Source organism: Sabulicella rubraurantiaca, assembly GCF_017355885.1.
In the GTDB taxonomy this organism is placed as follows: Bacteria; Pseudomonadota; Alphaproteobacteria; order Acetobacterales; family Acetobacteraceae; genus Roseococcus; species Roseococcus rubraurantiacus.
On the sequence record NZ_JAFEUU010000005.1, the window covers coordinates 1 to 13,741 of the forward strand.

The following is a 13,741-nucleotide window of genomic DNA, read 5'->3' on the forward strand; positions in this document are numbered from 1 at the left end:
GGCCCGCGATTTCGAGCGGCACTGCCGCATCGCCGCCGCCTTCGTCCGCATGGCCATGATCCGCATCATGCTTCGGCGGTTAGCCGCAAGGCCCTCAGCGTGAAAACAAACTTCTCGGATGGGCTGTCAGGATTTCGATGCTTATGCATCATATGCACCGCACGAGCGTTGTGGAATCGAAGCAGACGATCCTGAGCAGGGAGTATCACGATGAATATTGGCGAAGCGTCCAACCAGAGCGGTGTTTCAGCGAAGATGATTCGCCATTACGAGTCGCTGGGACTGGTCCGTCCTGAGCGCCGCGCGAACAACTATCGCGCCTATACGGAAAAGACGGTTTCGATCCTGCGCTTCATCCGCCACGCGCGGGACCTGGCTTTCCCGCTCGCCGACGTGAAGAGCATCCTGGCGCTGTGGAGCGACAACCAGAAGGCGCCAGAGGAGCTGCGGGCCGTCGCGATGGGGCATGTCGAGGCCCTGGAGGAGAAGGCTCACTCCATGCAGGCCATGGCACAGGCGCTGCGCCATCTGGCCGACACGATTGATTCCCAGGAGAAGCCCGAGGCGCCTCGCTTCGAGGCGGCGGAACTCGATACGTCGAGCTGAGCGCGCGGCAGCCCCAAGCGGGACCACGTCACCCAGGGGCGCGGTCGAAGCGGCCCTGCCCCTCCGTGGCGAGGTTCTCGATCGTGGCCGAGGTCGCCTTCCGGTCCGCACCTACCGCGAAGGCCACCGCGCTCGGTCCATAGGCGTTTTCGCCGACTGGCTGGTAGGTGAACACGTCCCGGTCGAAGTGACGGAGCGCGAAGGCGGCTCGCCGGGGGCCGAGACGCAGCTCCAGCCCATTGGTTCCGGTGGCGATTTCAGCGTCCCCGAACAGCTCGCTGCGATAGAGGCCCGCGTATGCGGTATCCGGCAAAGGAGGGAAGGGTGGGGATGGCGGCCGCGCGTAATCCACCGCCGTCCCGTAGTTCGGTGCGGACATCTTGGTGAAGGCCTCGCCGAACAGTGCCAGCCAGTCGCGCGTGACCCGCCCGGCCGTGGCGAGGTCCAGGAAGCAGCGGCATACCGCCTCCGGCACGCCGACCGGCTGCGCATTGGTGAGCACGACGATGCCAAGCCCCTCGGCAGGGAGGATGTGGACCGAGGTCGCGGCGCCGAGGTTGAAGGCGCCTGAGTGGTTCCAGAGAATGCGTCCTGCCTCGTCCTGGCCGATATTCCAGCCGAGGCCATAGAAGCCGGTCCGGTCCCGTGCCGGATCGCCCGCCGGCGCGCTCGCCATCTGGGGCCGGTGGGTCTCGTCGAGCGCCTCGGCCTTGACGACCGTGGCGCCGTCCACGGTCCCGCGGCCCATTTGGAGGCGCAGCCACGCGGCCATGTCGCGCGCTGTTGAACTGACCCCACCCGCGGGCGATTGCGCGTCGGGCTCGCGCATCAGCCCGGGCACCCAGCTGGCGCCGTCCCGCCGCATATGCCCGACCGCCCGGTTCGGCGCGGCCTGGAACTCTAAAAAGCGCGAACTGGTGCGCGTCATGCCGAGCGGGCGGTAGAGCCGCTCGAGGGACAGGTCTTCCCAGGACCGCCCTGCAGCCTGGGCTGCCGCGACGGCTGCCGCGGTGAAGCCGAAATTTGTGTAGGCGTAGCTCGAACGGAAGCCGCCCAGCCGAAAGTGACGCAGGCGCCGCAGAACCTCGGCGCGGTCATAGCCCAGGTCCTCCAGGGCATCGCCGGCGTGGTCGGGCAGGCCGCTGCGGTGAGCGAGCATGTCGCGCAGCGTCACGGTGCGCGTCGTCCATGCGTCTTCCAGCGCGAAGCCGGGGTCGTGGCGGATGATCGGATCGTCCCAGGCCACCCGCCCATCGCCCACCAGGGCCGCGATCACGGTGGTGGCGACCGGCTTGGACAGGGAGGCGAGTTGGAAGACGGTATCGGCGTCCACAGGCTCCGGCCGGCCCACCTCACGCAGGCCGAAGCCGCGGAGATGGACGACGCGGTCGTGTTGGACCACGGCGAGCGACAGCCCAGGCACGCCGGTCCGCCTCAGCATCTCCTCGATGAGCGTATCCAGCTCGTGGAGACGCTGGGTTACATCATCCCGACTTGCCGCCGTGGTTGCGGTGCCCGTCGAAGTCGCTGCGTGGACCCCGAAGAGTGCCAGGGCGATGCCCTGGAGTGCTGCGCGCCGAAACAGTGTCATTCCGCGCCTCCACTTGCCGGGGGCCGATGTTGCGGCCCCGGCGCTGAGACCGGCAAGGATCTTGGCTGGAGATCCCTGGCGCGGATTGGAAGCGCAGGGATTGGGTGGCTGGTGGGCTCCACGCGTGGTTCCCGGGAGGCGGAATAGAAGTTATCGCCCCTGCGGGCGGCATAGCACGCGCCGCCCAAGGAAAACGTTATGTTTTGCAGTGTCGTCTGGGCTCGGCCGCCTTCCGAGGACGCCGTCGTCACCTCCCGACACTGTTTCCAAGGAGGTCCAGACCAATGACATCAGCCCGCCCCAGCCTGCTGCGTACCCTGGCGCTTGGCCTCGCCCTGTGCGGAGGCCTTGCCGCGCCCGCTGCCGCGCAGAGCTTCCCGGACCGCCCCCTGCGCCTGATCGTGCCCTTCGGCCCGGGCGGCGGCACCGATCTGCTCGCACGCGTCGTAGCGGAGCGGGCAGGGCAGGTGCTTGGCCAAAACGTGGTGGTAGAGAACCGTGCGGGTGGCGGCGCGACGGTCGGCATTGTCGCGCTGGCTCAGGCCCGCCCGGACGGCTACACCCTGGCCATCTGCCCGCCGATCTGTGCCACGGCACCAGCGCTGTACCGGCCTTCTCCCTTCGACCCGAATACCGCGCTGGCGCCGGTGATCTCCGTCGCCGACCTGCCGCTGGTGCTGGTGGTGCCGCGCAGCCTGGGCGTGACCGACGTGCAGGGCCTCCTCCGCAAGGCGCGCGAAACCAGCCGGGGCCTCTCCTATGCCTCGCCGGGCGCCGGCTCGTCGAACCACCTCGCGGCCGAGATTTTCCGCCGCTTCAGCGGGCAGGAGATGGTGAACGTCCCCTATCGCTCCGGTGCGGCCGCGCTGACCGACGTGATCTCCGGGCGCGTGGATTTCTACTTCGATACGGTCGCAAGCGCGCTCGCGCAGGTCCGGTCGGGAGAGGTGGTCGCGCTGGGCGTCACCGGACGGGAGCGAGCGCCGCAGCTTCCCGAGGTGCCGACCATGGGCGAAGCCGGCGTGCCTGGCTTGGATTCCTCAGCCCGGGCCCGGCTGGTCGTACCGGCCGGCACGCCGCCTGCGGTGATCGCGACGCTGAACGGCGCGTTCCGCAGGGTGTTGGAGGAGCCGGCCGTTCGGCAGCGCATCATCGATATCGGCGCTGTTGCGGTGAGCGGCAGCGCGGCCGAGGCGACGCAGGAACTTCGCGACGAGACGGCAAGACTTGGTACTCTGATCCGCGAAGCCGGGATCACGGCGGACTAGCCCGTCCCGCGGCGGGAACCCGTGGACTGGCAGGGAAGCCGGCGAGCGCACAGCGTCGAGGAGCAGCAACGATGGTGTCGTCCCCATTGAGCACCGTGTCCTCCCTTGCTTCCGACGCTCGCGCATGGCTGGACAAGATGTGGTCAGGGATCGCCGATCGCGGCGAGGCCTACGCAGCCGTCCCTGCCGCCTCCATTCCCGCACCGGAGCGGGCACGCCAGCTTGCCCAGGCGCTGCTCTCGGAGCGGGGGGAGGCCTCTGGCGCCGCGGTCGCGCGCGAGCTGCACGACACGCTGTGCGAACTCTCTCCCGAAGACCGCATCGGTTTCCTGGTTTTCCTGGCCGAGAGCTTCGCGCCCGACCCGCAGGTGTTGCGCGCAGCGGCCGAGGCATATCTCGTTGAACCAACGCCTGCGCGCGCCGCCGCCCTCTGCCAAGCCGCCGAGGCACCCCGGCAAGAGCTGCTTCGGCGCATGAACATGGCGCCCGGCAGCACCCACGCCCTGATCCTGCTGCGCGAGGAGCTGCTGGCTCATGCGGATGCCCACCCCGTGCTCAAGCTGCTGGATGCCGATTTCCACCACCTGCTGGCATCCTGGTTCAACCGAGGCTTCCTGGAACTGCGCCGGATCGACTGGCAGACCCCGGCCGCGGTGCTGGAGAAGCTGATCGCCTACGAAGCCGTCCACGAGATCCAGGGCTGGGAGGATCTGCGCCGCCGACTGGCCCCTGATCGGCGCTGCTTCGCCTTCTTCCACCCCGCGCTTCCCGGTGAGCCCCTGATCTTCGTCGAGGTCGCGCTCACGCACGGATTGGCCAGCGCCGTGCAGCCCCTGCTGGCCCTTGATCGTAGCGACAGCCACGAGGCCCGCCGGCGTCGTGCCGGAACCGCGGACACGGCCACCTTCTACTCCATCTCCAACTGCCAGGAGGGGCTGCGAGGCATTTCCTTCGGCAACTTCCTGATCAAGCAGGTCGTCGAAGAGCTGAAGGCCGAGCTGCCGGCCCTAACGCGCTTTGCGACCCTCTCGCCGATTCCGGGATTCCGCCGCTGGCTGGACCGGTATTTGGCGGGACCTGACGGGGCGGAAGCACTAAGCCCCGGAGAGACCGAGGTGCTTGCCGCGGAGACCGGGCTCCCTGAGGACAGCAATCCGGCCGAGCTGATCGCCAAGGCAATAGCCGGCGAAGGCTGGCGCGACGGGACCCGGTCTGCGGCGCTGAATGGGCCCTTGCTGCGGCTATGCGCCCTCTACCTGACTCAGCCCACGCGGCTCGGGGCGCGGATGGACCCTGTGGCGCGGTTTCACCTGGGGAACGGCGCGCGTCTGGAACGCCTCAACCCGTTGGCGAATACCTCCGCACGCGGCATGCGTGAGTCCTATGGCCTTATGGTGAACTACCTTTATGACCGCGACACGATTGAGGCGAACCACGAAGCCTTCGTCCGCAGCGGCCGGATCATCCGCTCGGCCGAGGTTGAGGCCCTGCTGTCGTCGCCGCCCAAGCCCTAGGTCTTGAGGCCCGTCAGCTCGTCGCGCGGCGTGGGCGCCCCTGTTTTCCTGGCAGAAGCTCCGTGCTGATGCCGCGGCTGCGGACCAGTTCGACGAAGCGGCGCGCGAGCAGGCTGGAATCGTCAAGGCGATAGGCAAGCCAGCTCGCGGTCACGGCCGCCTTCGCCGCAATCGGACGCACGCGAACGCGGTCGGGGCGCATGGCGCATTGTGCCGCGGGAAGGATGGAGACACCGAGCCCTGCGGCGACAAGGCCAAGGATCATGGTGTTGGCGTTCGCCTCCTGCACGATGTTCGGGGTGAAGCCCGCGGCCGTGCAAAGCGCGTGGATCTGGTCGTACATGGACGCGCTGAAGCTTCGGTCGAAGAACACCATCGGCTCCCCAGCGAGAAGCTCGACAGGAACCGGTCCTGCATGCCGGGCCAGGGCGTGCCGTGCCGGCACCACGACGCAAAGCGGTTCGCGCACGGCCTCGATCGCCTCTAAGCCCGGGGGCAGCAGGGGCTTGGCTGGGCTGCGCAGGAAACCCAGGTCCAGCCCTCCCTCTGCCAGCGCCCGCACCTGCCTATGGGAGGGGGCCTCCGTCAGCATGAGCCGCGCGCCGGGATAGGCAGCGCGGAAGTCGCTGATCGCGCCCGCGACGCCACGGGTGAGGGGGGCAGATGCAAAGAGGCCGATGCGCAGCTCCCCGACTTCTCCCCGCTCGGCCTGCAGCGCGACGTCCCGGGCCCGCTCCGCCGCGCGCAGCGCCATCCGCGCCTCCACGACGAACAGCGTGCCCGCGCTGGTCAGCCGCACCCCGCGACGGTCTCTGTCGAAGAGACGGACCCCAAGTTGCCTTTCGAGCATGGCGAGTTGCTGGCTCAAGGGCGGCTGCGAGATACCAAGTCGCGCCGCCGCCCGACCGAAATGCAGTTCATCGGCCAAGGCGACGACGTAGCGGAGGTGCCGCAGCTCCATGCGGTGATACTCCCAGACTATCACGCAAGCGGAGTTCGATATTGGACGGCACCTCGGCTCATGCCTAGGCTCGGCGGTCGAAGTGACGGGAGACGAGATTCGGTGAACGAGGTCGTGAAGCCGCGAACCGGTTCCGAAGGCGTGCCCACTGCCTACCGATTGCGCCTCCCGGGTCCGACAGCGGTGCCCGAGCGCGTGCGCGCTGCCATGGCCCGTCCCGTGCTCAACCACCGTGGCCCGGAGTTCCGCGACCAGCTTGCCGCCGCGGAGCAACTGCTGCGCCCGATCCTTGGCACGGAGAATCCCGTGCTTTTCTTTGGTTGTTCCGGCACGGGCATGATGGAGGCGGCGCTGCTCAACCTCCTCGCCCCTGGTGAGAGGCTGCTCTGCATCATCCATGGCCAGTTCGGCGAACGCTTCGCCGCGATCGGCGAGGCGCTTGGGGCGCAGGTGGACCGCATGGAGATGGAGTGGGGGGAGGGCATCGATATCGGCGCCGTGGCCGCGCGCCTCGACGCCGCGCGCTATCGTGCCGTCACCGTCATTCACAATGAAAGCTCGACGGGCGCGGTCGCCGACCTGGCCGAGCTCGGCGCGCTGCTGCGCGACCGGCCCGAGATCCTGGTCGTGGATTCGGTAAGCGGCCTCGGCGCAGTCCCCATGCGGCAGGACGAATGGGGCGTGGATGTCGTCGTCTCCGCTTCGCAGAAGGCGCTGATGTGCCCGCCGGGGCTCGGCCTGGTCAGCCTCAGTGCCAAGGCGCGCGCGGTCGTGGCACGGCAGACAACGATGCCGCGCTTCTACTTCGACTTCCGGCGCGCCCTCGACTCCGCGAACAAGGGGGAAACGCCCTTCACCCCGCCGACCGCGCTCGTCGCCGCCTTGGTCGAGGCGCTCGGGATGATCCATGCCGAGGGGCTGGATTCCGTGCTGACCCGGCACCGGGCGCTGTCATCGGCGCTTCGCGCGGGTGCCACGGCCATCGGCCTCCCGGATTTCACGCGGGCGCCGACACGCTCTTCCTCCGTTGTCGTGCTTTCCGTCCCGCCGGGGCTGGAGGGCGGCGCGATCGTGCGTGCAATGCGCGATCGATACGGCTCCGTGATTGCGGGGGCACGGAACCGCCTCGCGGGTCGCGTGATCCGCATCGGCACCATGGGGTTCCTCGCACCCAGCGACATCCTGACGGATCTGCAGGAGCTCGAGCAGGTTCTCGTCGGGCTTGGCCATCCCCTTGAAATCGGGGCAGGGGTCGCCGCGGCTGCCCGGAGCCTGCACGCGACCACGCCCGAAATGGGCAGCGCGCCATCCCAGGACGGCAAGCCGGCCGCCAGTTACGGCTGACAGGTGCGAAAGGAGCATGCATCCATGACGAGGCGCGCATTCTTGCTGGGCGGGCTGACGCCGCTGCTCGCATCCCCCGGCATTTCCGCCCTTGCACAGGACCTGCCAACCCGCCCGGTGCGGCTGGTCGTGCCCTATGCGCCCGGCGGCACCACCGACATCCTTGCCCGAATCCTCGCCGAGCATTTCCAGGCCGAGTTCGGTCAGCCTCTCGTGGTCGATCTCCGGCCGGGTGCCGGTGGCACGGTCGGGACGGCGCAGGTGGCGCAGGCGGCGCCTGACGGCACGACGCTGGTCATGGGCACGCCCGGGACGCATGCGACCGCGAAGGCGCTGTATCCCAACCTGACTTACGATCCGATCCGCGACTTCGCGCCGGTCACGCTGGTCGCCAACGTCCCGAACATCGTGGTGGTGAATCCCAGTTTGCCGGTGCGGAGCATCGCTGAGTTGATCGCGGCGGCGCGCGCGCGGCCCGGTAGTATCAACTATGGCTCCGCCGGCAATGGCGCGACGACGCATTTGTCGGGCGAGCTGTTCCGCCTCATGACCGACGCACAGATCGTGCATATTCCGTATCGCGGCAGCGGTGCGGCGCTGATCGACCTCCAGGCCGGCCAGATCCAGCTCATGTTCGAGAACCTGCCGGGCGCTATCCAGCATGTGCGCGATGGAAGGCTGCGCGCCCTGGCCGTCACCTCGCCCTGGCGTGCGAAAGCCACGCCCGACCTCCCCACGGTCTCCGAGGCCGGGGTGCCGGGCTATGGCGTCGTCTCCTGGTTCGCCCTCTTCGCGCCGGCCGCCACGCCGGCACCTCTGGTGGCCAGGCTGAATCAAGGCTTCCGAAGGATCATGGCGATCCCGTCCGTGCGGCAGCGCATGGAGGATCTCGGCGCCGAGCCAGCGGACGGCCCGCCGGAGGAGCTGGGCCGCCTGGTTGCCGAGGAGACCACCCGTTGGACGCGCGTCATCCAGGACGCGCAGATCCGCATCCAGTGAGTGACGTCATGGCGGCGAATGCTGCGCTCTCCCTCGGCATCGACATCGGGGGCACCTTTACCGACCTCGTGCTGCATGGGCCTACGAGGGAGCGCTCCGGCACCCTGAAGGTGCTGACAACCCATGCTGATCCCGTCCAGGGCATCCTGGCAGGGACGCGACGTTTGCTTGAGCAGGCAGGCGTGTCGCCCGGGGAGGTCGGGCGCGTGGTCCATGCGACGACGCTCTTCACCAACGCGCTGATCGAACGCAAGGGCGCCGTGACGGCGCTGATCACGACCGCGGGCTTCCGCGACCTGCTCCATATCGGGCGCGAACGGCGCTACGAGCTATATGACCTCCAGCTCCGTCCGCCGGAGCCTCTCGTGCCGGACGAACTTCGCTTTGAGGTGCCTGAGCGGGTCAAGGCGGATGGCACGGTTCTCGTGCCTCTCGACCTCGCAGCACTTGAGCAGCGCGCCGCCGAAGCGGTGGCGATGGGGGCGGAGGCCCTCGCCGTGCTGTTCCTGCACAGCGATCTCCATCCGCAGCACGAGATGGAGGCAGTCACGCATCTCGCGAAGCGCTTCCCAGCACTTTCGGTCACGGCCTCGCACGGCATCGTGCGAGAGGTGCGCGAGTATGACCGTGGCTCGACGGCGACGGCGAACGCCTATGTCGCGCCGCTCGCGGAGCGCTACCTGGCCCGGCTGGGGACCGAACTCGCGACGCTCGGCATCGAAGCCCCTCTGCTGCTCATGCTCTCGAATGGCGGGCTCACCCACGTGGCCGAGGCCCGGCGCGCGCCGGTGCAACTGCTTGAGTCGGGCCCGGCGGCGGGGGCGCTCGCAGCCGCCTTCCTGGCCGGCGAGGGGGAAAGTCGCCTGCTGGCCTTCGACCTCGGCGGCACGACGGCAAAGCTTTGCGTCGTCGAGAAGGGCGAGCCCGAGGTGGTGTTCGGCTTCGAGGCCGCGCGCCAGGCACGCTTCATCGAGGGAAGCGGTCTGCCGATCCGGATCTCCACCGTCGATCTCATCGAGATTGGTGCCGGCGGTGGCTCCATCGCTCGCCGCGACCCGATTGGGCTGCTGAAGGTCGGGCCGGACAGCGCGGGATCGGAGCCCGGCCCTGCTTCCTATGGGCGAGGTGGCACGCAGCCGACGGTGACCGACGCCAACCTCCTGCTCGGCTACCTTGATCCGGCGAGCTTCGCGGGCGGCCGGCTACCCCTCGACAGGGACGCGGCAGCCTCGGCGGTGGGGGCGCTGGCGGAGGCGCTCGGCATCGCGCCCGAGGCCGCGGCCTGGGGGATTCATGACGTTGCGACGGAGGCGATGGCTGGTGCGGCGCGCACGCACCTCGCCGAACGTGGCCGGGACGCCTCGGAGTTCACGCTGGTCTGCACGGGCGGCGGCGGGCCGGTGCACGGGCACCATTTAGCACGCAAGCTCGGTATCCGGCGCATGATCATTCCGCCCGAGGCGGGCGTCGCCTCCGCGCTGGGCATGCTCGCCGCCCCGCCGCGGGTGGACCGGGTCATGAGCCTCGGCCAGCGTCTCGATGCCTGCACGGCCTCCTCCCTCGCCGCCGCCTTCGGCGGGCTGGAGGAGGAGGCGCGCCAAGTGCTCTCCGACGGCGGGTGGACCGGCGGGGAACTGGCGGCAGGCCGCTTGGTGGACGCGCGCTGCGTCGGCCAGGGCGCGTACATGCCGGTCAACCTGCCGCCTGCGCCCTGGCCCGAGGAGGACGAGGCGGTGCGGTCCCTTATCCGCGACGCGTTCCGTGTCGCCTATGTCGCGCGCTACAGCCGGCCGCCACCCGCGGTGCCGATCGAGCTTGTCCATGCTCGCGTCGTGCTGCGTGGCGCCCGGGGCGGGGCGCCCACCGGCGTCGCACCCGAAGCGGAAGCGGGCAGGGCCGCTTCCCGCCAACGACGCATCGTCATCGGCGGAGAGGAGCACGAGGCCGCCGTATACCGCCGCGCCGCGCTCCCCGCAGGCTTCAAGGCCGCTGGTCCGGCCCTCGTCGAGGAAGCGGGCTCGACCCTCGTGGTCGGACCAGATGCGCGCTTCGCCGTGCTGCGCTCGGGCAATATCCTGGTGGAGCTGGGCTGATGATGCATCTCGACCCCGTCACGCTGGAACTGGTCTGGACGCGGCTCATCGCGGCCGTGGACGAGGCGGCGAAGGCGATCGTCCGTACCTCCTTCTCGACCCTTTCCAACGAGGCGAACGACTTTGCCTGCGTGCTCACGGATACAGAAGGCCGTTCGCTCGCGCAGAACACGGGCTCCATCCCGAGCTTCATCGGCACGTTGCCTGGGACGGTGCGTGCTGTCCGCGCGGCATTCCCGCCGGATCAGATGCAGCCGGGTGACGTGTTCATCACGAACAATCCCTGGATCGGCACTGGCCACCTCAACGACATCTCGATCGTGCGACCGATCTTCCTCGGCAGCCGCGTCGTGGGCTTTGCAGCCACAACGAGCCACGTGCCGGATATCGGCGGCCGCATCCGAAGCACCGAGGCGCGCGAGCTGTTCGAGGAAGGCTTCCACATCCCGCCGATGCGCCTGATGCGCGGTGAGGTAGTGGACGCTACACTCCTGACCCTCCTGCGAGCCAATGTCCGGACGCCGGACCAGACCGAGGGCGATGTCTGGGCTCAGGTCGGCGCGGTGACCCTCATCGAGGACCGGGTCTGCCGAGCGCTGGAGGATCACCGGATGGCAGACCTCTCGTCCGTTGCCTCAGAGATCTTCGACCGCTCCGAGGCCGAGATGCGACGGCGCATCGCGCTGCTGCCCGAAGGCACTTGGCGCGCCACCATGGAGACGGACGGCCTGGAGGAGCCTTTCACCTTCAATGTCGAGGTCACTCTGCGCGGCGGCGAGGTCACGGTGGATTTTGCTGGGACGAGCCCGCAGCAGCGCCGCGCCGTGAACTGTGTCATGGCCTACACCACGGCGATGACCAATTTCGCGCTGAAGGCGCTGCTCCTGCCCGAACTGCCTAACAACGAAGGCGTGTTCCGGCCGATCCGCGTCCTGGCGCCCGAGGGGTGTATCCTGAACCCACGCCATCCCGCCGCCGTCGGGGGACGCGCCGCGACCGGCCATTATGTGCCGGTCATGATCTTCACCGCCCTGGCCGAGGCGCTGCCGGGCAAGGTGCGCGCCGCACCGGGAAGCCCGCTCTGGATCATGAACCTGGCCGGCACCGATGCGCGGGGACAGACCTTTGCCAACGTCATGTTCTTCAATGGCGGGACAGGCGCGGGCGCGACCCAAGGTGGGGCGGACTGCATCTCGTGGCCGTCCAACATCTCTGCGACGCCCATCGAGGTGGCCGAGCGGACTGCGCCGGTGGTCATCCACTGCAAGGCCCTTCGGCCAGACTCCGGTGGCGCCGGGAGCCACCGGGGTGGCCGGGGACAGGAGGTCTTGGTGGAGTGCGAGGCGGAGGACGTCGCCGCCGTCTTCGTGACGGAGCGCCTGCGGTTCGCGGCACATGGCCTATTCGGCGGCACGTCCGGCGCCAAGGGCGAGGTGCTGATCGACGACGTGGCCGTGGACACGCGGCAGCTCCAGATGCTGCGGAAGGGCAGCCGCGTCACCATCCGCACGCCTGGCGGCGGCGGCTACGGCCCTGTCGGAGGTGGGGGCACCGGATCCCAGGGGCTTGGCTGACCCGGCAATGCACGACAGAGCCTGATCATAAATCATTCCGCTGCCGTGCTGCGGTGCTAAGCTCCGCGGCGACGGAGCAGGCTGAGCGGCTGTGACTTCGGAGGCCTGCCTCGAGAATGGAGGGAGGACGCCATGCTGGGCCTGATGCAGGACTGGCCGCTCTTGATGCACTGCGTCATCGATCATGCGGCCCAGCAGCATCCTCAGCGCGAGGTGATCTCGCGCTCCGTCGAGGGGCCGATCCACCACACCAATTACGCTGCCATCCGCCGGAGAGCGCTTCGCTTGGCGCAGTGCTTGACCCGGTCGGGCATTCGCCAGGGCGACCGCGTGGCGACGATGGCTTGGAACACGTCGCGCCACCTGGAGGCTTGGTACGGCATCACCGGCATCGGGGCGATCTACCATACGGTAAATCCCCGCCTGTTCGAGAAGGAACTGGTGTGGATCCTGAACCACGCCGAGAGCCGGCTGATCCTGGCCGACCTCAGCTTCGTGCCTCTGCTCGAGAAGATCGCACACGTCCTTCCTCACATCGAGCGCTACGTCATCCTGACCGACGCCGCGCATATGCCGAGCACGAGTTTGCGCGGTGCGGTGGCCTATGAGGACTGGTTGGGACAGGTGGATGGTGATTTCGTGTGGGCCAGCCTCGATGAGAACACGGCCGCTGGCCTCTGCTACACCTCCGGCACCACCGGGGAGCCAAAGGGTGTCCTCTACAGCCACCGGTCGAATCTCCTGGCGGCCTTGAGCTGGAATGGCGGCAACGGCTTCGGCTTCAACGCGGCGGAACGCGTGATGGCGGTCGTTCCGATGTTCCATGCCAATGGCTGGTTGCTGCCCCTGTGTGCTCCGATTGCCGGTGCCGCGATGATCCTGCCCGGAGCGAAGCTGGACGCCGCGTCGCTGCACGAGATGGCCGAGATCGGGCGCGCGACCTACGCCGCGGCTGTCCCGACCCTTTGGACGATGCTGCTCCAGTACCTCGACGCAACGGGGGCAAAACTCTCGACGCTGCGGCGCGTCGGGATCGGGGGTGCGGCCGTGCCCCGATCCCTCATCCAGGCCTATGACGAACGCTACGGTGTGCGCGTCGACCACGGATGGGGAATGACGGAGACCTCACCAGCGGGAACATGCAACACGCCCAAGCCAGAGGTCGCGGGCCTGGAAGGGGAGGCGGAGCTCGACCGCCGCGAGAAGCAAGGCTTCCCGCACTTTACGGTGGAGCTGAAGATCACCGATGACGAGGGCACGGAGCTGCCGTGGGACGGGAAGACCGCGGGGCGCCTGAAGGTGCGTGGCCCCGCTGTCGCCCGGGCCTATTATGGGCGGGATGGCTCGGTGCTGGATGGGGAGGGCTTTCTCGACACGGGTGACATCGCGACGATTGATCCCCACGGGTATATGCAGATCACGGACCGCGCGAAGGACCTGATCAAGTCCGGCGGGGAGTGGATTTCCTCGGTCGCCTTGGAGAACGCGGCGGCTGGTCATCCCGACATCGCCGAAGCCGCCGCGATCGCGGTGCCGCATCCGCGCTGGGGGGAACGACCCCTGCTCCTGGTCGTGCCCAAGCCGAACACCGCCCCGACGCGGCAAGAGATTATCGCCTTTCTCCAAGGCAAGCTTGCCAAGTGGTGGCTTCCTGACAACGTCGCCTTCATGGGCGAATTGCCTCACACGGCCACCGGCAAGGTGGACAAGAAGGCGCTTCGCCTTCTCATGCGCGACCGCCAATCGGCTGAGGAGGCAGAGCTTCCTGCCCCTTAGGGTCCGGCCTCAAAG

The 13,741-nt window shown here is 68.6% G+C and carries 10 protein-coding genes; 8 read left to right on the forward strand and 2 right to left on the reverse strand.

Annotated elements, in window-relative coordinates; all coding sequences use genetic code 11:
- Positions 1 to 210 precede the first annotated feature (210 nt).
- Positions 211 to 606 carry a MerR family transcriptional regulator gene (locus JTJ31_RS10390; RefSeq protein ID WP_207538592.1) on the forward strand — a complete coding sequence of 132 codons (396 nt, stop codon included), beginning with the start codon at positions 211 to 213 and terminating at the stop codon, positions 604 to 606.
- A 28-nt stretch (positions 607 to 634) separates the two neighbouring features.
- Here JTJ31_RS10390 and JTJ31_RS10395 read toward each other — a convergent pair whose 3' ends face one another.
- Positions 635 to 2,197 (reverse strand): serine hydrolase, encoded by a 1,563-nt coding sequence (locus tag JTJ31_RS10395; RefSeq protein ID WP_207538593.1) that lies wholly within the window; start codon positions 2,195 to 2,197, stop codon positions 635 to 637.
- A 284-nt stretch (positions 2,198 to 2,481) separates the two neighbouring features.
- Between JTJ31_RS10395 and JTJ31_RS10400 the strand changes: the two genes are divergently transcribed.
- Both JTJ31_RS10400 and JTJ31_RS10405 read left to right on the forward strand, forming a co-directional pair.
- A complete protein-coding gene (locus JTJ31_RS10400) occupies positions 2,482 to 3,465 on the forward strand; it encodes a Bug family tripartite tricarboxylate transporter substrate binding protein (RefSeq protein ID WP_207538594.1) in 984 nt (327 codons plus the stop codon).
- Between the two features lie 71 nt (positions 3,466 to 3,536).
- Entirely contained in the window at positions 3,537 to 4,979 is a 1,443-nt protein-coding gene (locus tag JTJ31_RS10405; protein ID WP_207538595.1) for a malonyl-CoA decarboxylase, read from the forward strand.
- Between the two features lie 13 nt (positions 4,980 to 4,992).
- Here JTJ31_RS10405 and JTJ31_RS10410 read toward each other — a convergent pair whose 3' ends face one another.
- On the reverse strand, positions 4,993 to 5,940 hold the full coding sequence (locus tag JTJ31_RS10410; protein ID WP_207538596.1) for a LysR substrate-binding domain-containing protein: 948 nt from the start codon (positions 5,938 to 5,940) through the stop codon (positions 4,993 to 4,995).
- 102 nt (positions 5,941 to 6,042) lie between these two features.
- Between JTJ31_RS10410 and JTJ31_RS10415 the strand changes: the two genes are divergently transcribed.
- The 5 genes from JTJ31_RS10415 to JTJ31_RS10435 all read left to right on the forward strand — a co-directional run bounded on the left by JTJ31_RS10415 (position 6,043) and on the right by JTJ31_RS10435 (position 13,726).
- The gene (locus JTJ31_RS10415; RefSeq protein WP_207538597.1) at positions 6,043 to 7,284 is read left to right on the forward strand and encodes a pyridoxal-phosphate-dependent aminotransferase family protein; all 1,242 of its coding nucleotides are present in this window, start codon (positions 6,043 to 6,045) and stop codon (positions 7,282 to 7,284) included.
- Between the two features lie 24 nt (positions 7,285 to 7,308).
- Positions 7,309 to 8,283, forward strand: a complete 975-nt coding sequence (locus JTJ31_RS10420; RefSeq protein ID WP_207538598.1) for a Bug family tripartite tricarboxylate transporter substrate binding protein — start codon at positions 7,309 to 7,311, stop codon at positions 8,281 to 8,283.
- An 8-nt stretch (positions 8,284 to 8,291) separates the two neighbouring features.
- The gene (locus JTJ31_RS10425) at positions 8,292 to 10,376 is read left to right on the forward strand and encodes a hydantoinase/oxoprolinase family protein (protein ID WP_207538599.1); all 2,085 of its coding nucleotides are present in this window, start codon (positions 8,292 to 8,294) and stop codon (positions 10,374 to 10,376) included.
- Entirely contained in the window at positions 10,376 to 11,950 is a 1,575-nt protein-coding gene (locus JTJ31_RS10430) for a hydantoinase B/oxoprolinase family protein (RefSeq protein WP_207538600.1), read from the forward strand. Before JTJ31_RS10425 ends, JTJ31_RS10430 begins: the two co-directional genes overlap by 1 nt.
- A 132-nt stretch (positions 11,951 to 12,082) precedes the next feature.
- Complete coding sequence (locus JTJ31_RS10435; protein ID WP_207538601.1) at positions 12,083 to 13,726, forward strand: long-chain-fatty-acid--CoA ligase; 1,644 nt, start codon at positions 12,083 to 12,085, stop codon at positions 13,724 to 13,726.
- The last annotated feature ends 15 nt before the right edge of the window (positions 13,727 to 13,741 follow it).

What these genes read in the sequence shown, in the direction of transcription:
- JTJ31_RS10390 (WP_207538592.1), top strand. Translation starts at nt 211, where the DNA reads ATGAATATTGGCGAAGCGTCCAACCAGAGCGGTGTTTCAGCGAAGATG.
- JTJ31_RS10395 (WP_207538593.1), bottom strand. Translation starts at nt 2,197, where the DNA reads ATGACACTGTTTCGGCGCGCAGCACTCCAGGGCATCGCCCTGGCACTC.
- JTJ31_RS10400 (WP_207538594.1), top strand. Translation starts at nt 2,482, where the DNA reads ATGACATCAGCCCGCCCCAGCCTGCTGCGTACCCTGGCGCTTGGCCTC.
- JTJ31_RS10405 (WP_207538595.1), top strand. Translation starts at nt 3,537, where the DNA reads ATGGTGTCGTCCCCATTGAGCACCGTGTCCTCCCTTGCTTCCGACGCT.
- JTJ31_RS10410 (WP_207538596.1), bottom strand. Translation starts at nt 5,940, where the DNA reads ATGGAGCTGCGGCACCTCCGCTACGTCGTCGCCTTGGCCGATGAACTG.
- JTJ31_RS10420 (WP_207538598.1), top strand. Translation starts at nt 7,309, where the DNA reads ATGACGAGGCGCGCATTCTTGCTGGGCGGGCTGACGCCGCTGCTCGCA.
- JTJ31_RS10425 (WP_207538599.1), top strand. Translation starts at nt 8,292, where the DNA reads ATGGCGGCGAATGCTGCGCTCTCCCTCGGCATCGACATCGGGGGCACC.
- JTJ31_RS10430 (WP_207538600.1), top strand. Translation starts at nt 10,376, where the DNA reads ATGATGCATCTCGACCCCGTCACGCTGGAACTGGTCTGGACGCGGCTC.
- JTJ31_RS10435 (WP_207538601.1), top strand. Translation starts at nt 12,083, where the DNA reads ATGCTGGGCCTGATGCAGGACTGGCCGCTCTTGATGCACTGCGTCATC.